20 protein-coding genes are annotated in these 19,565 nt (G+C 44.4%); 10 read left to right on the top strand and 10 right to left on the bottom strand.

Annotated features, from left to right (window positions below; all coding sequences use genetic code 11):
• Window positions 1–289: 289 nt before the first annotated feature.
• Both ELR70_RS01890 and ELR70_RS01885 read left to right on the top strand, forming a co-directional pair.
• Window positions 290–487 carry a hypothetical protein gene (locus ELR70_RS01890; RefSeq protein WP_200908220.1) on the top strand — a complete coding sequence of 66 codons (198 nt, stop codon included), beginning with the start codon at window positions 290–292 and terminating at the stop codon, window positions 485–487.
• An 80-nt stretch (window positions 488–567) separates the two neighbouring features.
• Window positions 568–1,023, top strand: a complete 456-nt coding sequence (locus tag ELR70_RS01885) for a nuclear transport factor 2 family protein (RefSeq protein ID WP_054016614.1) — start codon at window positions 568–570, stop codon at window positions 1,021–1,023.
• Here ELR70_RS01885 and ELR70_RS01880 read toward each other — a convergent pair whose 3' ends face one another.
• Window positions 1,024–1,605 carry a MarR family transcriptional regulator gene (locus tag ELR70_RS01880; protein WP_235577127.1) on the bottom strand — a complete coding sequence of 194 codons (582 nt, stop codon included), beginning with the start codon at window positions 1,603–1,605 and terminating at the stop codon, window positions 1,024–1,026. It abuts the gene before it with no gap.
• An 80-nt stretch (window positions 1,606–1,685) separates the two neighbouring features.
• On the opposite strand from ELR70_RS01880, the gene ELR70_RS01875 reads away from it, so the two are divergent.
• From ELR70_RS01875 to ELR70_RS01860, 4 genes are all read left to right on the top strand, one after another.
• Window positions 1,686–2,273, top strand: coding sequence for a carboxymuconolactone decarboxylase family protein (locus tag ELR70_RS01875; protein ID WP_054016616.1), 588 nt, complete (start codon window positions 1,686–1,688; stop codon window positions 2,271–2,273).
• Window positions 2,274–2,442: 169 nt separating this feature from the next.
• Entirely contained in the window at window positions 2,443–2,988 is a 546-nt protein-coding gene (locus tag ELR70_RS01870) for a GbsR/MarR family transcriptional regulator (protein WP_046005214.1), read from the top strand.
• Window positions 2,989–3,114: 126 nt separating this feature from the next.
• A complete protein-coding gene (locus tag ELR70_RS01865) occupies window positions 3,115–4,458 on the top strand; it encodes a cytochrome ubiquinol oxidase subunit I (protein ID WP_054016617.1) in 1,344 nt (447 codons plus the stop codon).
• Complete coding sequence (locus ELR70_RS01860; protein WP_054016618.1) at window positions 4,451–5,449, top strand: cytochrome d ubiquinol oxidase subunit II; 999 nt, start codon at window positions 4,451–4,453, stop codon at window positions 5,447–5,449. Before ELR70_RS01865 ends, ELR70_RS01860 begins: the two co-directional genes overlap by 8 nt.
• A 75-nt stretch (window positions 5,450–5,524) precedes the next feature.
• Here the strand turns inward: ELR70_RS01860 and ELR70_RS01855 are convergent, their stop codons facing one another.
• The gene (locus tag ELR70_RS01855) at window positions 5,525–6,544 is read right to left on the bottom strand and encodes a lytic murein transglycosylase (RefSeq protein ID WP_054016619.1); all 1,020 of its coding nucleotides are present in this window, start codon (window positions 6,542–6,544) and stop codon (window positions 5,525–5,527) included.
• Window positions 6,537–6,818: a YcgL domain-containing protein gene (locus ELR70_RS01850; RefSeq protein ID WP_054016620.1), complete on the bottom strand. Its 282-nt coding sequence runs from the start codon at window positions 6,816–6,818 to the stop codon at window positions 6,537–6,539. Before ELR70_RS01850 ends, ELR70_RS01855 begins: the two co-directional genes overlap by 8 nt.
• 143 nt (window positions 6,819–6,961) lie before the next feature.
• Here ELR70_RS01850 and minC point away from each other — a divergent pair, with 143 nt between their 5' ends.
• From minC to minE, 3 genes are read left to right on the top strand one after another with little or no spacing between them, the layout of a single operon-like run.
• Window positions 6,962–7,663, top strand: coding sequence for a septum site-determining protein MinC (gene minC / locus ELR70_RS01845; RefSeq protein WP_054016621.1), 702 nt, complete (start codon window positions 6,962–6,964; stop codon window positions 7,661–7,663).
• 5 nt (window positions 7,664–7,668) lie between these two features.
• A complete protein-coding gene (gene minD / locus ELR70_RS01840; RefSeq protein ID WP_054016622.1) occupies window positions 7,669–8,478 on the top strand; it encodes a septum site-determining protein MinD in 810 nt (269 codons plus the stop codon).
• A 1-nt stretch (window position 8,479) separates the two neighbouring features.
• Window positions 8,480–8,743, top strand: coding sequence for a cell division topological specificity factor MinE (minE, locus tag ELR70_RS01835; RefSeq protein ID WP_010381216.1), 264 nt, complete (start codon window positions 8,480–8,482; stop codon window positions 8,741–8,743).
• A gap of 51 nt (window positions 8,744–8,794) precedes the next feature.
• On the opposite strand, the gene rnd is transcribed toward minE, so the two are convergent.
• From rnd to ELR70_RS01820, 3 genes are all read right to left on the bottom strand, one after another.
• Complete coding sequence (rnd, locus tag ELR70_RS01830; protein WP_054016623.1) at window positions 8,795–9,925, bottom strand: ribonuclease D; 1,131 nt, start codon at window positions 9,923–9,925, stop codon at window positions 8,795–8,797.
• Window positions 9,926–9,965: 40 nt separating this feature from the next.
• Window positions 9,966–11,615: a long-chain-fatty-acid--CoA ligase FadD gene (gene fadD / locus ELR70_RS01825; protein WP_054016624.1), complete on the bottom strand. Its 1,650-nt coding sequence runs from the start codon at window positions 11,613–11,615 to the stop codon at window positions 9,966–9,968.
• Between the two features lie 122 nt (window positions 11,616–11,737).
• Window positions 11,738–12,622, bottom strand: a complete 885-nt coding sequence (locus ELR70_RS01820; RefSeq protein ID WP_054016625.1) for an alpha/beta hydrolase — start codon at window positions 12,620–12,622, stop codon at window positions 11,738–11,740.
• A 134-nt stretch (window positions 12,623–12,756) separates the two neighbouring features.
• Between ELR70_RS01820 and ELR70_RS01815 the strand changes: the two genes are divergently transcribed.
• Entirely contained in the window at window positions 12,757–14,058 is a 1,302-nt protein-coding gene (locus ELR70_RS01815) for an alkaline phosphatase (protein WP_054016626.1), read from the top strand.
• A gap of 41 nt (window positions 14,059–14,099) precedes the next feature.
• Here ELR70_RS01815 and ELR70_RS01810 read toward each other — a convergent pair whose 3' ends face one another.
• The 4 genes from ELR70_RS01810 to ELR70_RS01795 form a co-directional block, all read right to left on the bottom strand.
• Window positions 14,100–16,151 (bottom strand): EAL domain-containing protein, encoded by a 2,052-nt coding sequence (locus ELR70_RS01810; protein ID WP_054016627.1) that lies wholly within the window; start codon window positions 16,149–16,151, stop codon window positions 14,100–14,102.
• A 166-nt stretch (window positions 16,152–16,317) separates the two neighbouring features.
• Window positions 16,318–16,605, bottom strand: a complete 288-nt coding sequence (locus tag ELR70_RS01805) for a hypothetical protein (RefSeq protein ID WP_054016628.1) — start codon at window positions 16,603–16,605, stop codon at window positions 16,318–16,320.
• Between the two features lie 48 nt (window positions 16,606–16,653).
• Window positions 16,654–17,340, bottom strand: coding sequence for a tRNA (adenosine(37)-N6)-threonylcarbamoyltransferase complex dimerization subunit type 1 TsaB (gene tsaB / locus ELR70_RS01800; RefSeq protein WP_054016629.1), 687 nt, complete (start codon window positions 17,338–17,340; stop codon window positions 16,654–16,656).
• On the bottom strand, window positions 17,330–19,168 hold the full coding sequence (locus tag ELR70_RS01795) for an ATP-dependent DNA helicase (protein WP_235577130.1): 1,839 nt from the start codon (window positions 19,166–19,168) through the stop codon (window positions 17,330–17,332). The genes tsaB and ELR70_RS01795 overlap by 11 nt, the downstream gene beginning before the upstream one ends.
• Between the last annotated feature and the right edge of the window lie 397 nt (window positions 19,169–19,565).

The raw sequence follows: 19,565 nt of genomic DNA, 5'->3' as shown, positions 1-19,565 counted from the left end.
CAAGCACGGTCGTTGCGACCTATAGTATTGTAAAATATTGCAGGATAAAGAACTTATTCTGGGTCAAATTCTCTGTGCCTAATTCTTTTCCAATTCTATCTTGGAATCCAACTTTCGTAAAAATACAAATGACATTAAGAAAAGGATGAGGAAGAACTAAATAGGCAGTACTTTAGAACCACCCAAAATAATAAAAAACAGAAATTACTATCACATTTGAATAATGTGATTTATAATATGTTCGATATTTAGCCAAGTCAGTTTTACCAAAATGAAAAAGAAAGCCAGAATGAACCCACTCGTTACACACTTTACTTTCGCGAGTATTGCGTTGGCAATGTTATGGATGTTCGTTCAGGATAAAGAGACCTTACTCGCAGGCAGCGCATTAGTGTTAGTGTACATTGCTTGCGCCCTTGGATACCGTATGATTGCCGCTCGAGAAGCTTTCAGAAATGAGAGCAAACAAGCGCATAAAAAGCACTGAAGTGACTCACATTCCAGCCTTGGACCCTGATTAGTTTTGTGCGATCATCCGCACACACATAATTAACAGAGGCTGTACATATGTATCGTCTACTCCTGCCACTACTCTTTATGAGTGGTTGTGCATCGCTCGACCGCCCAGCCGAAGAAAGCAGTTGCAAAGCACTTGTCTATGCGTACCCGCAAATACGTGACAATGGCACATCCGAACAGTACGCTGAACTGTTTACTGACAACGCGCGTTTTAACGTTGAGAAACTCAATATAACACTCAATGGTAAGGCTCAAATCGTCGAGCGCTTTAATAAAGCACGTAACAACACGAATACCGTTCATATGATGACTTCATCCCGGTTCTATCCTAATAAAGACCAACTTGAAGCAGAATCACATTTCATCCTGCTACTAAAGAACAAGACTCAACCAGCTACAACAAAAATCATCAACGGTCGTTATCTTGACACCTTTAGCTATGACTCAGCTCGCTGCTTGTTCGACAGCCGGGAGGTTGTTATCGACCGCATGGACGTGCTCTAATTAACCGTGTCTGCTACGTTTATGCCAACGTAGCATTTCTTTGTGGTCGCGGGTCACCACTTGCCCTTGTGCTTCCATCTCAGTCACTTCGTTTGCCAATATTTCTTCTGCTGTTAGCTCCAGTTTGATCAACAGGGTCTCAAGTAAGGCCTTTTCATCTTCAGTCATATGCGCTGTCAGCATCTGCTCTCTTTTACGCACGTGTGCTGTGACTTCGTAGTAAACATTTTCGCCTTCCGCGGTTAGTACAACAGGCTTACTTTTGCCTGTAATCTCTGTTGACTGGACCAGTCCAAGCTTAAGTAAAGCATTTACAGCCCGTGTAACTGAATAGGGGTCAAGCCGCGATTGATAACTTACTTCAGCAGCTGTAATTGGCCCGTATGACCCCACGTTGAGCAACACCCTCAATTCCCGGGTATTAAGCTCAGTCAAAGAGCGAATAACCGGATCACGGTCAAGTGATAAAAGGTTACTTACAACAGCAACCTGAAAAGGCACGTGGGCAGCCAGATCGAGTGCATCTTTTTTTGGGTTTGTTACCGCCAAAGCATGTTTTCTGTTGGCAATAGCAATTTTCATTTCATTGTCACTGGACAATTTGTACCTCTACACATATAGTTGTTGCATATGCAACATATAAACATTAACAGGAAAACAGTATGCCCTTAGTTAACCCATTGTCACAAGAACATGATCAGGAAGTCGCAGAATTAGCAAAGTTTTTTAATGAGACACTTGGTTTTTGCCCTAACAGTGTACTCACCATGCAAATTCGACCAGCCATAGCTCGCGCTTTCATAAACCTGAACAAAGCAGTTATGGAAAACCATGGTCGTGTCACTTCAGAGCTTAAAAGACTGATAGGTTACATAACCAGTGCAAACACTGGATGCCGTTACTGTGAAGCACATACTATACTTGCAGCACAGCGTTATGGCGGTACTGACGAAAGATTGGAGCAAATCTGGCAGTTCCGTGACAGTGAAGTTTACACCGACGCAGAAAAAGCAGCTTTTGAATTTGCTCTTGCGGCATCAAGTGTACCCAATGCAGTGGATGCACACATTGAAACCGCTATGCAGGCACACTGGGATGATGGCGAAATTGTAGAGATCCTTGGCGTCATCGCCTTATTTGGCTATTTGAACCGCTGGAATGACTCTATGGCAACCACTTTGGAGCCGGGCGCCATAGACGCAGGCGAGACTTTGCTGAATGAACGCTGGGAAACAGGCAAACACGCTTAGTAAATGCTTAAACCCCAAGATAAGAACATCCTTCAACCGATGGGAAAGTAGACATCCATGCTTTCCCATTTTTATCTTCTCTTACTCATTAAATTAGTTTGATTTATGGCTTGATCCAAATCAATCAGCACTATATATTAAAGTTTCAATAATTACTGAAACTTTCAAAATGCAGCTATCACCAAAAATCGAAAACTTCGTTCTCCACTGCGGAGAGATGGGAAGCCGCTGGGGCTTCAACCGCACCATTGGTCAAATGGTTGGCCTGCTTGTCATCAATGAGAAGCCTCTAACGGCCAACGAGATTGCTGAAGCTCTCAAAATCTCAAGAGGCAATGTCAGCATGGGCATCAAAGAGCTGCAATCATGGCAACTGGTTAAGGTTCATCATATTCCCGGCGACAGAAAAGAATACTACTCGCCAAATGGCAGTATCTGGGATCTGGCAAACCGTGTTTTTGAAGAGCGTCGTAAACGCGAAATTGACCCAACCCTGACCCTGTTAAGAGACCAAATTCTAGACAGCGCGAATTCTCCAGAAGAAAAGTACGCGCAAGAACAAATGCAATCCATCCACGACTTACTGGAAACAGTCACTAAATGGTCTGCTGAACTGCAACGGCTCACACCCGAGCAGTTGCAATCCTTGATGAAACTGGGCTCTTCAGTAAGCAAGGTCATCGATTTAAAGGACAAGCTACTCAGAAAGTCCTAAACGAGTGGCTGATGAAAAGGACTTCTTCATTGTGCGCGGTTCGTGCCCGCGCGCTACAGTCGTATCAGCGAAACCGTTTTACCTGATCTGGACTCGGCCAGGCTGATATAATATGCGAGGTGCGTCATGCTTGATACCCTAATGTTGTCGCGTATTCAATTTGCGGCAAATATAAGCTTTCATATTCTTTTTCCTACCATCACCATTGCTCTGGCCTGGTTTCTGGTGTTCTTCAAGTTCCGTTACGACCGAACCGGCGAGGCGGTATGGCTCAGAGCCTATCGATTTTGGGTAAAAATATTTGCCCTCACTTTTGCGCTCGGCGTCGTTAGTGGTATCACCATGTCTTTTCAATTTGGCACCAATTGGCCCGGATTTATGGAGCGTATTGGCAATATCGCAGGACCCTTACTTGGTTACGAAGTGCTCACCGCCTTTTTTATGGAAGCCACCTTTTTGGGCATTATGCTGTTTGGCATGAAGCGTGTCAGTCCGCGACTGCATACCTTTGCAACACTCATAGTCGCTATAGGCACTACCCTGTCGGCTTTTTGGATATTATCCTTGAACAGCTGGTTGCAAACTCCGACTGGCTACACGCTTGTAGATGGGGTGTTCTATCCCAAAGACTGGTTTGAGATCATCTTTAATCCGTCATTTGGTTATCGCTTTTTTCATATGTTGCTGGCAAGCGGGCTCACCGCATCTTTTCTGATGGCTGGAATAAGCGCGTATCGACTGCTTAAAGAGGATCACAAGCACGCCCCTAAACTTACCTTAAAAATATCGCTGACGGTCGCAGCCCTGCTCGCCCCGATGCAAATGTTTGTCGGTGATTTGCACGGTCTGAACACCTTTGAGCACCAACCACAAAAAGTAGCCGCGATGGAAGGTGTATGGGAAACCGAACGAGGTGCGCCGTTGTTGCTCTTTGCCATACCGGATGAGCAAACCAGAACCAATCACTTTGAAATCGCTATTCCCAAGCTGGCTAGTCTGATCCTGACGCACGAGGCCGAAGGCGAAATTAAGGGACTTAATGAATTTAAAGGGGAACACCCGCCGGTTAAACCTGTATTTTTTGGTTTTAGAATCATGGTTGGGATAGGCGTTTTAATGATACTCGTCGCCTTAGTGACCCGTTATACCTTATGGAAACGCTCGACCCTACCGACCTGGCAGCTGAAAGCTTTAGTCGCCATGACATTTTCAGGTTGGATAGCCACGCTGGCTGGCTGGTATGTCACAGAAATTGGTCGCCAGCCGTTTATGGTCAGTGGTCTGGTAAAAATTGAGGAGCTGGTTACGAATGTACCCAGTGAACACGTCTTGCTGACCTTGATTGGTTACCTGACTTTATATGCAGTTTTGCTGGCAGCTTACATAAAAACGCTGTTCTACACCGCGCGCAATGCCGTTCAAGTTGAAGAGTATCAGACAACACAGGTTCAGGGAGGCCAATATGTTTAGCGCTGAATATCTTGCTTTGCTCTACAGCGCCCTGATGGCTCTGGCGATTATCGTTTATGCTGTACTGGACGGCTATGACTTGGGGGTCGGTATTTTGCTGCCAGGTAACAATAAGTCTGCAGCAGATACTATGATAGCTTCTATTGGCCCTTTCTGGGATGCCAATGAAACCTGGCTGGTACTGGCTGTTGGTCTTGCATTAATCGCATTTCCTACTGCACATTCGATTATCTTACAGGCACTCTACTTACCCATCGCGTTTATGTTGTTGGGTCTAATATTAAGAGGTGTCGCGTTTGATTTTCGTGCTAAAGCAAAAACCCGCTATCGCAGGACCTGGGACCGCTGCTTCAGGTTGGGCAGTCTGATCACTGCATTTTCCCAAGGTTATATGCTGGGTTTGTATGTGATGTCGTTTGAGCACAGCATTGCAAGCCATCTGTTTGCCGCGCTAAGTGGCGTCGGCGTTATCGCAGCTTACACTTTAATAGGCGCTGGATGGTTGATCATGAAATGCGAAGGTGAAATACAAAGTTCAGCCATCCGCTGGTGCCGATTGAGTAATCTTATTGCTTTATTGGGTGTACTGGCCGTTTCTATGGTCAACCCGCTGATCAACGCCTACGTACAAGCGCGCTGGTTTGGCAACGAACTTAGCCTGTTACTGTTGCCACTGCCATTGTTCTGCATGGTTCTTTTCATATTACAAGACAGGGTACTGGTCAAGCTTGAACGTAACCCAAACCATGGGTGCTGGTTACCCTTTGCAATCACAGTCATCATATTTCTACTGTGCTTTTTTGGCCTGGTGTATAGCTTCTTCCCTTACGTTGTGCCGGGAACGCTCACCATATTCGACGCCCTTGCCGATCCGTCAGCTCTGACCTTCATGCTTTACGGCGTGGTGCTGGTGGTCCCAGCCATCATTGGCTACACATTATTTTCTTACCGGGTTTTCTGGGGGAAAACACAGGACCTGAGCTACTACTGATTTTCACTTGCATTAGCCCAACCAAAAAGGCAGCCCGCACGCTGCCTTTTTTATTTTAGTGTTCTATATAAATGATTAAATTTTGGGGTAACCAATACGATCTGATAAATAGCCTACACTGGTTGCGAAATAGTAGCTTCGGTTCCAGTTCATTAGCGCTTTGTAGTTGTTGTAAGCCAGGTACATACGACCATTTATGTCATCCGGCATTACTAAAGCGGCGCTAATATTTACCTTAGGCAGATCAGTGCCATCTGTACGTCTTACACCTAAGTTTTGCCACTCTTCGAGTGTGCGCTCAGAATCACGCCAGTACTCCAGCCATTGCTTGTGATTTTTCGACCCGCGTTTTAGCACATACTGAATCGGGAAGTCCTCAGGCAATTTTACCTGACGACCCCATGTCAGATTATCATTCCAGCCCACACTTTTAAGGTAGTTTGCTATCGATGCTAATGCATCTTCTTTGCTGGTCCAGATATCCTTTTTACCGTCATTGTTATAATCAACAGCATAAGAATTAAATGAAGTCGGCATAAACTGTGACTGGCCCATGGCTCCGGCCCATGAGCCTTTGAAATTATCGATATCAACATGACCATCTTTCAGAATATCAAGCGCGGCCCATAACTGGCGCTTATAGAGTGCTTCACGACGACCGTCAAACGCCAAAGTAACGAGTGAGCTTATCACAGGGTAACCGCCCTGTACGCGTCCAAAACTACTTTCAAGTCCCCATAAAGCAACGATAAAGCGGCCCTGTACACCAAAGTCTTTGCTGATCTTATTCAGCAGCTCTTTGTTTTCTTTATAGAGCTTTCTTGCGCGTTGAACTTTCCAGTCTGGTACACGTTTTGGCAAATAAGTTTCCAGCGTCTCGACTATTTCGGGCTGGTTCTTATCCTGTTTAATCACTTTCTTTTTGAATTTGACCGTACTAAATGCCTTTTCAATCAGGGCCTGCTCATAGCCTCTTTCGAGGGCTTCAGCTTTTAGCACTTCTACGTAACTATCAAAGCGTGCCTGATCATCTGCTTTAACGGTTTGCGATGCCAGACATAAAGATACTAATATTGCGGATAGTGTTTTAGTCACTTTTTACTCCGTTTTGTCTTTTTAATTCGTCCAGAAGATTTTCTTGTGGAGGCGGCAGCTGCAAATAGAACCCATCGTCGATTAATTTTTGCTTAACGTTACTTAAATCAGCAACTCCGAGTTTGGTGCGTTTTGCTAAATCCACAATGATTACGAATATTGGCGTACCAAAAGTCGCCATTAAAGGGTCAGGGACTTTGCTAAAATCGTCTCGTTTTTCAATAAAAAGATAAGTATCGGCTTTTTTACTACTTTTATATACTGCGGCTAGCATTATAACCCTATAAAATCTTGCTAATCTGAGAGCAGCACTATACCATGACCTATATAATATTTGGAAAGTTTTGCGACTCTCAAACGTACAGAGTACGGGGTCAGAACAATATTAATCAGAGTTCGCACTGGTATTGAGCGCTTATGTCTACACAGTCTTTTGAATTGAAGGGAAACCTGTTTACACTCTCAGTTTTACACCTCTTCGACGCCGACCTTGGCAATGTAAAACAACAACTGAGTGATAAAATTTCCCAGGCTCCTAAATTTTTTAAGGGAGCACCTATCGTCATCAATCTCGCCGACGTTCAGGAACAGGGCATTGTCCTTAGCGATTTAAAACGCATTCTCGCAGAGCTGGCATTGAACCCGGTTGGTATATGTAATGGTACAGAACAGCACAATGCTGAGGCGAAAGAAATAGGCCTGTCCGTACTTAACTATACTAAAGACGTCAAACCTGTGACTCAGGAAAATCCCGATACGCAAGTAGTAGAAAAAGAAGTCTATCTGGGCGCTCAGGTTATCAACAGCACAGTTCGTTCTGGGCAACAAATTTACGCAAAGGATCGAGACCTCATTGTACTGGGGGCTGTCAGTCATGGTGCTGAGGTCATTGCCGACGGCAATATTCACATCTATGGCACACTCAGAGGACGTGCTATCGCTGGTGCGCAAGGGAATCATGAGGCAAGTATTTACTGCCAGAAGCTAGAAGCAGAACTTGTTTCAGTGGGCGGCAGTTATTGGATCTGTGACTCTTTACAAGGAGAGCATTGGGGCAAAGCCTGCCAGATTTCACAAAATAACGAATCATTAGAATTAACAGCATTGGTCAAAGGATAATTCAGATGGCAAAGATTATTGTCGTAACTTCAGGTAAAGGTGGTGTAGGTAAAACCACATCAAGTGCAGCGATCGGCACAGGTCTGGCACTTAAAGGATACAAAACAGCCATTATCGACTTTGATATTGGCCTGCGTAACTTAGATCTCATCATGGGCTGCGAGCGTCGGGTAGTCTATGACTTTGTAAACGTCATAAATGGCGAAGCTAACCTTAATCAGGCACTTATCAAAGATAAGCGCGTAGAGAAGCTCTACATTCTGCCAGCATCACAAACTCGTGACAAAGATGCCCTGACTAAAGAAGGCGTTGAGCGAGTATTAAAGGAAATGTCGGAAGACTTCGACTTCATCATCTGTGATTCACCTGCTGGCATTGAGGCCGGTGCAATGATGGCCTTGTACTTCGCTGACGAAGCTATTGTCACCACTAACCCGGAAGTGTCTTCCGTGCGTGACTCGGATCGCATTCTAGGTATTTTACAAAGCAAATCAAAGCGTGCGGAAGATGGTCTTGAGCCAGTAAAAGAGCACTTGTTGCTTACCCGCTATAATCCGGAACGAGTCGAAAGTGGTGACATGCTATCGGTCGAAGATGTCCAGGAAATTTTGGCCATTGATTTACTCGGCGTGATCCCTGAATCTAAGGCTGTGTTAAATGCATCTAACTCAGGGCAACCCGTTATCCTGGATACAGAGTCGGACGCAGGCCAGGCATACAGCGATGCCATCAACCGTTTGTTAGGTGAAATTGTCGACTTCAGGTTTTTGAATGTTGAAAAGAAAGGACTGCTAAAGCGGATTTTTGGAGGTTAATGTGTCTTTACTTGATTATTTTCGATCCGAGAAAAAGTCCAGCGCATCGCTGGCTAAAGAGCGGTTACAAATAATCGTTGCCCATGAACGCTCTAAGCGAGGCACTCCCGATTATCTGCCACAACTAAAACAAGACATTCTCGAAGTGATCCGTAAGTATGTCAAGGTTGACTCAGATGCAGTCAACGTCCAGTTTGAGCAAAATGAAGATGATTTAGCAGTACTGGAACTCAACGTCACATTGCCCGATGATGAGCAAAAATAGACTCTAAACAGAAACGCCGCGTATTACGCGGCGTTTTCGTTTTTCAGCGGATCAGACTTGCCACTTGGACAGTGCGTCTTTTAGCACGTCATGGCGCCAGCCAAGAAACAAATCTGGTTTCATAAAAGTATTTCTTTGCTCGGCGTCCAACTTCCAGTTCCACCCTATAACCTGATTAATCTGCTTTTTGGACGCAAACACATCTAACGGAATATCTTGTTGTCTGGCAACTTCTGCTATTGCTTGTTTTATTTCTTTCGCAGCCCCTTTGTAACCGGGATAATCAATTAGCCGTTGCACCCGCGTTGGTAACTCTGTTTCTGGCACCGCTTTGCCCTTTTCAATACAGGCGATAATTTCTTTACCCGACCGACTCACTTCCATTGGCTCAACACCCGGAACATTTCGCAAGCTGTTGAGCGAGCTCGGTCGGCGCTTTGCAATCTCTACCATATTATGCTCTTTTAGCACAAAGTTAAGCGCAAGATTCTTTTTCTCAGCTTTATTTTGCCGCCAGCTAGCAAGTTCACGAAGAACAGCCAGATCTCTGGGCTTTAGCTGCCAGACATTTTTTATATTGAGATATAAATAAGCATTTGGTGTTCTGTAAGCTCGCTTGGCTGCAATAAGCTGAGACTCGGAGATCACTATTTCACGTAAGCCTCTGCCTGATATTTTACTGTTAATTTCTTTATAGCAAGGAAGCAGGTAGAATACGTCCGCTGCTGCATACTCAAGTTGACTGGCCTGCAACGGCCGTTTTAGCCAATCGGTTCTGGACATGCTCTTGTCTAGTTCAATATCCAGCATGTTCTTCACCATATTGGCAAAGCCTACGCAGTTGCCTTCCCCAAGTAATTGCAGTGCAAATTGGGTGTCAAATAAAGGTGTGGGTACGAAACCTGCGAACTTTTGAAACACTTCTATGTCTTCAGAGGGTGAATGAAGCACCTTAACAATGCCTTCATCACGAAGTAAATGCCACAACCCTGAAAAATCTAGCTCGCTCAATGGATCAATCAGCGCCAAATGCTCGCCATCATAAACCTGAATTAGGGCAATTTCAGGGTACAGTGTTCTGCGACGCATAAATTCTGTGTCTATCGCCAGGACCTGACTATCTGAAATTTTTCCTATAAAAGCATCGAGCTCGGCTTGTTGCTGGATAAATTGATACTGCACATTTACTCCCTATAAAAAACCGGCTTGCGCCGGTTTCTTTTTACTTTAATGCCCTACGCAATATTTTGCCGACATTGGTCTTTGGTAATTCATCTCTGAATTCGACCAATTTAGGGACTTTATAATTGGTTAGCTTATCGCGACAATGCTTTATTATATCTTTTTCTGTTAAAGATGGATCCTTTCGCACGACAAAAACTTTAACCTGTTCGCCACTGACCTCGTGTGGTACGCCCACAGCGGCTACTTCCAGTACACCATCATGCATCGCGACAACTTCTTCTATTTCATTCGGAAACACGTTAAAGCCTGATACTAAGATCATGTCTTTTTTACGGTCAACGATGTAGAAGAAACCTTCCTCGTCATATATAGCAATATCTCCAGTTGCAAACCAACCGTCTTGCAGGCACTCAGCGGTTGCATCTGGGCGATTATAATAACCAGCCATGACTTGTGGTCCTTTAACACACAACTCCCCTGGCTCACCTAATGGCGCTTCTTCTCCATTATCTTTGATGACCTTAAGTTCAGTACTTGGCGCAGGTAGCCCGATTGAGCCATTGTAGCCGTCTAGGTCCCATGGGCAGATGGTAACCAAAGGCGCACATTCTGTAAGACCATAACCTTCCATTAGCTTACTCTTGGTCACTTTTTGCCAACGCTCAGCAACCGGACGCTGCACCGCCATACCTCCACCGAGTGACATCTTTAAGGTAGAGAAATCTAACTCTGCAAATCCAGGTGTATTCAATAAACCATTAAATAAAGTGTTAACACCCGTGATGGCTGTAAATGGATACTTAGCCAACTCTTTGACAAAACCAGGCATATCACGAGGGTTAGTGATCAAAATATTGTGGCCGCCATACTTCATGAAGGTTAGGCAGTTCGCAGTTAATGCGAAAATGTGATATAGCGGCAATGCCGTGATCACAACTTCACGCCCTTTATCAAGTACCTTATCAAGACACCCTGATACTTGCTCCAGGTTTGCAACCATATTTCCGTGGGTCAACATAGCCCCTTTAGAAACCCCGGTTGTTCCCCCTGTGTATTGAAGAAAAGCAAGATCGTTCAAAGTGACATCAGGTACTTTATATTGACCGGGGTCAGCGCTGATTGCCTGCGCAAAAGGCAGAGCATTAGGCAGCGTATAGTCAGGGACCATTTTCTTAAGCTTTTTGACCACAAAGTTGACTAAATGCTTTTTAAACCCACCCAGCATATCGCCAATTTGTGTTACGACTATGTGCTTAACACCCGTTGTAGGCAGTGCCTTTTCCAGTGTGTGCGCAAAGTTAGCAAGTATAAAGATTGCTTTCGCTTCAGAATCATTTAGTTGATGCTCAAGCTCACGCACTGTATACAGCGGATTAACGTTAACCACGGTACAACCTGCTCGCAGTACGCCCAAAATTGTTACTGGTGTTTGTAACAGATTTGGCATCATCACAGCTACTTTATCCCCTTTACCTAGCTTGAGGGTATTTTGAATGTAACTGGCAACGGCCTTAGTCGCTTCATCAACTTGTTGGTAAGTCATTGTTTTGCCCATGTTACTATACGCTGGTAACTGGCCAAACTCTGTAAAACTGTTGTCGAATAATTCTAGCAGCGAGTTGTAGTGTTCTGGGTCGATTGTTTCAGGCATCCCTTCGGGGTAGCGCTTTAACCAGATTTTTTCCACTCTTAGCTCCTGTGTTCTCGTTATTTTTTATATTGAACCTACCTTAATATAATTAAGGTACATAAACAATTGAGTAAATACTCTAAAGCTGGGATGGTCCCACATTTGGCATAAATATACAATCAGGAAAGGTTCGGATGTTTAATATGCGTTAAGATCTTATCTAACACTTGCTCCGGATTTTCCATATGACAATGATGCCCACCACTGACTTCAATACATCTAAACCTTTTAAAACACTCAGAAAATTGCGTTAAACTATGCTTCATCTGCGCAAAACCTGACGTCCCCATTATAGCCAAAGTGGGTGTTTCGATGCCTTGCAGTAAATTAAGCGCCTGAGCCCGCGAAAACCGCGTTGTTGAGGGAAGTTTCAATTTCGGGTCCGTTGTTAGCCGAGCGCCCTCTTCACTCTGTGCAATATTTCGCTCCATTAATATAGCAGCAATTTCCTCGTTGAAATCGCTAACTTTAACCCGAGCTTTAATTATGGCTTGCTTATCCGCAAACAGTCGTCTGGTTGAATTAACGTTTTCATCGAATGCTTCTCGCGCCGTAAAAGCTTGTAGTAACTGTTGTCTGGCGTTTTTATCACTTTGATACAAAAGGCCTATGCCGTCTATCAAAGTCAGCGAGTCCACTTTGTCTGCGTATAGGCTGGTAAATAACCCTCCAACCAATGCCCCCATTGAATGCCCGACAATATCACAACGTGATATGTCCATATAACGAAAAAAACTCAAGATATCATAAACATATTCAACAAAGTAATACTGAGCATCGGGACTTTTCCAATTTGACAAGCCATGCCCAGGAAAATCTAAAGCGATAAACCTGAAGTCTTCTAGCTGCTCATGAGATAGATTCGATAGTATTGGCAGAAAACTGTTACTGTTATCTTGCCAACCGTGTAGCATCACTACCGTCCGCTTCCCCTTTCCCAATTCTTGATATGCGTATCCGGCAACTTTTCCCTGTTTTATCTTATTTTTATTAGCAATCAACATAAATTCATATTCTTATTGAACGGTTTACATTAATATTCTACGCATTCTGGCTCGCGTGCAAAGCACTAATCTCTCGTTAGCAGTAATTGTTCCAGCACGAAGGCGAGCACACACGGGAAAATTAAGGACCATCTATGATACAAAAAATTAGCGCCATTGCATTTGCACTGGGCTGTACCCTGTCTCACTCAGCCCTTGCGGCGCCAAAAAACATCATTTACATGATCGGAGATGGCATGGGGCCGGCGTTTACAACTGCCTACCGCTACATGCAAGACAATCACGAAACGAAAATTGTTGAGCCAACCGTATTCGATTCCATTCTCGTTGGTATGGCGCACACATACCCTGATGATGACACTGTCGTTACAGACAGCGCAGCAGGTGCAACAGCACTGAGTACAGCGTCAAAGAGTTACAATGGTGCAATCGCTGTAGATACACACAAACATGCGCTTAAGACCATGCTTGAAATGGCTAAAGAAAAAGGAATGACGACAGCCTTAGTGGCAACCTCACAAATAAATCACGCCACACCAGCAAGCTTTGCAGCACACAATGAGTCGCGTCGTAACTATGACGAAATCGCGGATGATTACATAGACAACAAGGTTGCCGGCAAACTCCCTGTCGATTTATTACTGGGTGGGGGTACTAAATACTTCATTCGTGATGACAGAAACCTGGTCAATGAATTTAAACAGGCTGGGTATCAATACACAGACTCATTTAGCAATTTAAACACACTAAACCGCTTACCGGCATTAGGCCTGTTTGCAGAGGTCGCCTTTCCTCACGCCATAGATAGCGATGAGCCACATCGACTTGCAGCGATGACAGATAAAACCCTTTCTTTGCTGCACAAACAAAACGAAAAAGGCTTTTTTGTCATGATCGAAGGCAGCCAGATTGACTGGTGCGGTCATGCTAATGACATAGCCTGTGCAATGAAAGAGATGGATGACTTCGCGGGAGCGATTTCTCTTGCAAAAGCCTATGTAGATTCAAATCCAGATACTTTACTTGTTATCACTGCGGACCACTCAACCGGCGGCCTTACCCTTGGCAGTAATGGCGTTTATGAATGGAAAACTGATGTTGTGGCAAAGGTTAAAGCCTCTGTTAAAGAAATAACCAATACCCTATACGATATGAAGCCTGAGAAAATGGCTCAATCCTGGAATGAGTTAACCGGCTTACCTTTTGACACAGATACTAAAAAGCGCCTTACAAGTGCGCAAAAGGAGTCAAAGGAAGCACTCTACAAGGCAGCCAATAAGTTGATTAATGATGCAAGCTTTACGGGGTGGACTACTAAAGGACATACCGCCATTGATGTGCAAATTTTTGCCTACGGAGAAGGTCGCGATACTTTTATTGGCTCTTTAAACAATACCCAAATCGCAGATAAGCTGATCTCTTATATTGCCAAGTAACCCGTCATTTTGGTGGGCCTGCAACGCCAGGCCCATTATCATCAAAGTACTTGGCTTTTAATGTCCTGATGAGACTCGTGTTGCTTTTTTAATAAATCCATTGCCTCATCAATAGGCATAGCCTTGTAATATAAAAAACCCTGTACACAGTCTACCTGTGATTGTTTCACCAGGTTCTCTTCCTCTTTTGTCTCTACACCCTCCGCCACTAACCTAAACCCCAAGTTTGCAATCATCTCAGACAAATTGGTATACAAAGACACAGACTTACTGTTGTAGCTCTCCGGCAATAAGCTCCGGTCTAATTTAATGGTATCTATATTGAGTTTTGACAATACTGAAAGACATGAGTAACCCGTGCCGAAATCATCCATAGCGCAGGCAATCTGATGTTCGCGAAGTAAATTAACAACATCGACTGTTCTATTAAAATCTTCTATATAACTCGATTCAAGCAGCTCGACTTCAACTTGCCCCGGGTAATCAGCAAACGCCTTCACGATGCGCTTATAGCCGCCTGTCAGCAAATTTTGCGGAGAGATATTAAAACTCACTTTTGGCCTGAATCCGTCCCGAGCAAATTGCTCCAGATCAACTTCTAACTGGTCGATAACGAAATTATCTATGATGTGCAGCAGTGAATGCTGCTCTAACGTTGCAAGAAACCAAGGACCCTGAACACAACCATCAGTGTCTTTGAGACGCAATAACGCTTCAAACCCAACAACGTTTTTAGTGTAGGGGTTTATTTTGGGCTGATAAAACAGCATCAATTCGCCTCGATTTAGTGCATCCGTGACTTCTTTCAGACTATGAACATTGATCTGCTCTTCTCGTTGAGAGCGCGTATACGAGCTTTCCGCGCCGGCTTCAATCAGCCTTCCGGTGGTAAACCTCTTAAGCAGCACATCCAATGCCTTTCCCGACAAATTATGATCTCGATTGAATTTTAAAAACGGGAAATACAGACATGCATTCAGCGCTATCAGAGCTACTTGCAGCGCAATGCCACTGAAACTCTGTGTCAATAGCCAGCCACTAACAAACACAGGAGTGAACCAGGGAATATCCATTGCTGGGTCCAGGGAAATAAGTCCAGTAGAGATACAGGTATAAGCAATTAACGCATTGAGCAGCGGGCTAAGCAAAAAAGGAATTAGCAAATACGGATTAAACACAATTGGCAGCGCATAGAGCATAACCTCACTGATATTAAACAGGGCGAGTGGCGATGCTATCATAGCTATACTTCGCTCATGGCGTGCATTTTTGAGTAACATTGAGGCAATGATCAGTCCCCAGATACAACCAGTTCCACCGATAATCACAAAACAGGTATAAAAGTCGTAACTCGAAAGCTGAGGCAACACTAGGTAATCGGTCAGCTCACCGGAAACCAGTAAATGATAAGTGTTGTCACCATGGACGCCGATAAACCACAGTAAATGTGAAAAAATCAACTGGGCAGAAATCTTCTCGAACACATTCCAGGTGGGGTTAAGTAGTTTTAACGTACTGTGGATCTGTCCCGAAAAATGATCAATCACGGGGATCACTAATAGGATAAAAGCGGTGACCAGAATATAGGGAATGATAAGATTCAGGTGTTTTCGTAAAAACAGACTTATAGAGCTGATCCCCACCAGCCTGAGCCAGCGTATCCGCTCAATATGTGCAAGCAAGTAGCAGCAAAGCACAGGCATAAGTAGCGAATACAGCATACCGTTTCTATGCACTATAGTCAGGGTTCCCTGATTTATTTCTATGTATCCCGTTGTTGCAGTAAAACAGGCAAGTACCAAAACAGGACCTGCAATGGTGTGGATTTTTAGGTTTTTTGACAGATAGTAGCTGAAAGAGATGAGTGTCAGTAAAGGAAAGATCCCCCAAACCAAAGTGTTAAAATCGCCAAGGGCTTGATATTTAAGCTTGCTTAGATCATCTCCAAGCCACTGATTTAAAAGAGTGATCACTGAAGCTACGATGAAAAACGGGATAAGAGCGATATAGCCTTCCCGCAGGGACAAGACAATCGTATTTGAAGAAAGCTTGAGTGCAAACTGGTTAAAACTGTTCAGCAAACTCGTAACCATAAATTGTTCTTTTCTTTTAACATTACTCCAAAAGCAGATTAAAACAAATGAATTGACTAAATTTTTGCTGAAAAATATTCATGCGAAATTAAAGCTATTTGCTTTGGTAGACGTATAGTTAAAAATATTGTGAGTAACTATATATAAGTATAACCGGCAGGCCATATCAGGCATATATGCTGACACCGAGTAAAGATTGAACTTCACTACGTCGGTCCTGGTTTTGAATCGCACTGTAAGATTGTATAGCAACGCTGGTTTTGAAGTTGGGTTGATCATATATTACAGCGCGTTTGTCTTCATTGTACTGCTGAGCGAGTGCAACGCCTTCATCTGAAAACTTGAGCTTAGTAGTTGGTTGAACGGGTGGTTGCGTTTCGCCGGCAGCGGGTTTTACAACCGACTGCCTTAGCTGATAAGTATCCTGATTCTGAACAAGCTGGTTGATTTTCATCAGTCTTTGTCACTCAAATACACAACGCACCAGTTTAAGATTAGCCTGTTATTCACGCCCAGGCAACTTCTTCCAGGTCACCGTATCTCTGACGTACTGAGGCTGAGCATCTGCTGCATTCACAACCAGCCCTGCTTCAAACTGTTCAGCACCGGTACTGAGCATATACTCGGCATGCGGCAATGCGATGTCAGCGTTCACATTCAAGGACAGTTTTTCAGCGACGTCTGAATAGGTCTTCCAGCCGGTACCTACGGCCAATACACCTTGATAATCACCTTCTATCAGCTCTGGCTTAATCACTGTTTCTTCCGTGAGTGCAACGGCCTGGTTATTCTCTCCTCTGGTGTAGTTACACAAATAAACTTCACCCATTCGTGCATCAATTGCGACCAGTACCTGCTTAGCAGTTGTCTGCGCAAACGCTTGCTGAGCCATCGCTTGCAATGTCGAGACACCCGCCAATTGCAAGTTGCCCGAATAGGCTAACCCCTGAGCGACAGCAACCCCTATACGTACTCCGGTAAAACTACCGGGTCCACGGCCAAACACAAGTCCATCCAGGTCTTTTAGCTGGCAACCAGCACCAGCCAAAATCTGCTCGATCAGGGGCAGTATCTTCTGACTATGTTGCTGGGGACACTCTTCAAAATGACGATAGATCTTGTTGTTGTACGACAACGCCAGGCTCAATGCTTCTGTTGAAGCATCCAGGGCAAGCAAATTATATTTCATGCTGGTCAATATTCTCTAAAAATGACAATGCCTTATCCAGATCACGGGTACGTGACATGGCGGGCAAACTTTTAATAAAGGTTTCCCCGTATTTTCGCGTAACCAAGCGATTATCGCAAATAATTAGCACACCTTTGTCTTTTTTATCCCGGATCAAACGTCCAACCCCCTGTTTTAGAGCGATTACTGCCAGAGGTAGTTGAATATCATCAAACGGCTCTTTGTCTTGGAGCTGTGCATCTTTCATCCTGGCTTGCAATAGAGGATCGTCCGGTGAGGTAAAAGGTAACTTGTCGATCAATACACAGCTCAATGCATCACCACGCACATCAACGCCTTCCCAAAACGAGGCTGTCCCCATAAGTACAGCATTGCCATGGCGAACAAACTGCTCCAAAATTATTCGCTTGGAGGCTTGCCCTTGCATAAACACCGGATATTCTGTCGCAGTACTCAATCCTTCGTACACCAGATGCATTACCCGGTAACTGGTAAAAAGTAAAAACGTTCGCCCTTTGGCTGCATTGATCACTTGCTTTGCAATCTTTACCAGAGCATGAGGCATCAGCTCATCTTTACTTTCAGGAAGATAGCGAGGCAGGCAAAGCATTGCCTGTGATTCATAGTCAAACGGACTGTCTACAATTGCCTGATGATCTGGCTCCAGCCCCAAACTGGCGTTAAAGTGCGCCAGACTGTTATCCACCGACAACGTTGCCGAGGTAAAGACAAAACTGGCTTCGCTCTTAGCCATCATGCCTTTAAACCGACTGGAGACATCCAAAGGTGTAATGTGAATTGTCAGGAAACGTCGGGTCGTTTCGAACCAATAACTAAAGCCTGACTGACTAACATCAAAGGCTCTGTCAAGTTGCCCTTTAAACGATAAAACTCGCTCCAGCGGATGTTCAATTTTATCTGAGCGATCGAGGCATAACTTGAGAACCTGATACAAAAAATCCAGATTGCTGATCACTCTGTGCAAGGCATCGCAGATCACCTTGTCCTGTAGTTTTTCGCGCCAATCTCCCCGGGCACCGTCACTGCCAAACACCAGGCGCAGATCAGCCACACTGGTCTCCAACTTGTTCAGCGTTTTGCCTAGTTGCAGCATATCGGGTATATCGCTGCGGTAAATAAGTCTTAAATCATTGATCAGCGCCTGTAACTGCTTGGTACTGATGGACTCCCCAAAATAATCGGATGCAATTTCGCCCAGCTGGTGCGCTTCATCAAATATATAGGTATCTGCAGTTGGCATCAGCTCGGCGAAGCCGGATTCTTTTACCGACATATCGGCAAAAAACAAGTGGTGGTTGATCACCACCAGATCAGCCTCAGCCGCTTTCAACCTGGCCTTACGTATGTAGCATTCTGCAAAATCAGGGCAATCCTTACCCAAACAGTTATCCGCTGTGGAATTAACATAGGGCAGCACTTTTGCGTCTTCTTCGATACCGACACAGTCCGCAAGGTCGCCACTTTGGGTTTCTGTGGCAAACTTAGCCACCATCGCTAACTGATGCATGACATCTGGATCGTCACTGGGCACATGTGCTACGTGTTCATTCAGGCGATAAGTACACAGATAATTCGCTCGGCCTTTTAGCAAAGCAACTTTACGACCCTTACCAAGCGCTTTTAATAGTTCTGGTAAATCTCTATGATACAGCTGCTCCTGCAGCGCCTTTGAGCCGGTTGAAATGATGACTTTTTTATCGTTTAACAGTGCCGGAACCAAATAAGCAAAAGTCTTACCCGTACCTGTACCTGCCTCAACCACACATTGTCCACCCTCTTTCACAACTTTATCTATGGCTTCGGCCATATCAATTTGAGGCTGTCTGGGCTGATAACCGTTAAAATGGCGAGCCAGAGGACCGTTTTCTGAAAAATATTGTGTGATAGACAAAATTAAAGCACTGCATAATGACTGGGCGGGGCAATTTTATGGCATGTAAGGGGTAAGCGCAAATCGGTATGGCTTGGTCAGTGAGTGTGGCTTTGCATAGCGGTACATCAGAACCTTTTCAACATTCTTTGGCACACAGTGAGTATTGTTATACCACATTGCACATACTTCAAGAAAAGAGGTGCCGAGCTTTACATCAGGTTGGAGCAAACCCTAATTCCTTGAAAGGAGAATTTCACTTGGCAGCTTAGTACCTCAGGTTATGAAACGAATGGCTTTTTAAGTCATAAGCATTCCGAAATTTTAATTGGGA

This window comes from Pseudoalteromonas sp. R3 (assembly GCF_004014715.1).
Taxonomy (GTDB): Bacteria; Pseudomonadota; Gammaproteobacteria; order Enterobacterales; family Alteromonadaceae; genus Pseudoalteromonas.
This window is presented reverse-complemented; position numbering and strand designations above follow the sequence as displayed.

What these genes read in the sequence shown, in the direction of transcription:
- ELR70_RS01815 (WP_054016626.1), top strand. Translation starts at nt 12,757, where the DNA reads ATGATACAAAAAATTAGCGCCATTGCATTTGCACTGGGCTGTACCCTG.
- minD (WP_054016622.1), top strand. Translation starts at nt 7,669, where the DNA reads ATGGCAAAGATTATTGTCGTAACTTCAGGTAAAGGTGGTGTAGGTAAA.
- ELR70_RS01870 (WP_046005214.1), top strand. Translation starts at nt 2,443, where the DNA reads ATGCAGCTATCACCAAAAATCGAAAACTTCGTTCTCCACTGCGGAGAG.
- ELR70_RS01875 (WP_054016616.1), top strand. Translation starts at nt 1,686, where the DNA reads ATGCCCTTAGTTAACCCATTGTCACAAGAACATGATCAGGAAGTCGCA.
- ELR70_RS01805 (WP_054016628.1), bottom strand. Translation starts at nt 16,605, where the DNA reads ATGAAAATCAACCAGCTTGTTCAGAATCAGGATACTTATCAGCTAAGG.
- ELR70_RS01820 (WP_054016625.1), bottom strand. Translation starts at nt 12,622, where the DNA reads ATGTTGATTGCTAATAAAAATAAGATAAAACAGGGAAAAGTTGCCGGA.
- ELR70_RS01810 (WP_054016627.1), bottom strand. Translation starts at nt 16,151, where the DNA reads ATGGTTACGAGTTTGCTGAACAGTTTTAACCAGTTTGCACTCAAGCTT.
- ELR70_RS01795 (WP_235577130.1), bottom strand. Translation starts at nt 19,168, where the DNA reads ATGGCCGAAGCCATAGATAAAGTTGTGAAAGAGGGTGGACAATGTGTG.
- ELR70_RS01865 (WP_054016617.1), top strand. Translation starts at nt 3,115, where the DNA reads ATGCTTGATACCCTAATGTTGTCGCGTATTCAATTTGCGGCAAATATA.
- ELR70_RS01890 (WP_200908220.1), top strand. Translation starts at nt 290, where the DNA reads ATGAACCCACTCGTTACACACTTTACTTTCGCGAGTATTGCGTTGGCA.
- ELR70_RS01885 (WP_054016614.1), top strand. Translation starts at nt 568, where the DNA reads ATGTATCGTCTACTCCTGCCACTACTCTTTATGAGTGGTTGTGCATCG.
- tsaB (WP_054016629.1), bottom strand. Translation starts at nt 17,340, where the DNA reads ATGAAATATAATTTGCTTGCCCTGGATGCTTCAACAGAAGCATTGAGC.
- ELR70_RS01860 (WP_054016618.1), top strand. Translation starts at nt 4,451, where the DNA reads ATGTTTAGCGCTGAATATCTTGCTTTGCTCTACAGCGCCCTGATGGCT.
- ELR70_RS01850 (WP_054016620.1), bottom strand. Translation starts at nt 6,818, where the DNA reads ATGCTAGCCGCAGTATATAAAAGTAGTAAAAAAGCCGATACTTATCTT.
- ELR70_RS01880 (WP_235577127.1), bottom strand. Translation starts at nt 1,605, where the DNA reads ATGAAAATTGCTATTGCCAACAGAAAACATGCTTTGGCGGTAACAAAC.
- minC (WP_054016621.1), top strand. Translation starts at nt 6,962, where the DNA reads ATGTCTACACAGTCTTTTGAATTGAAGGGAAACCTGTTTACACTCTCA.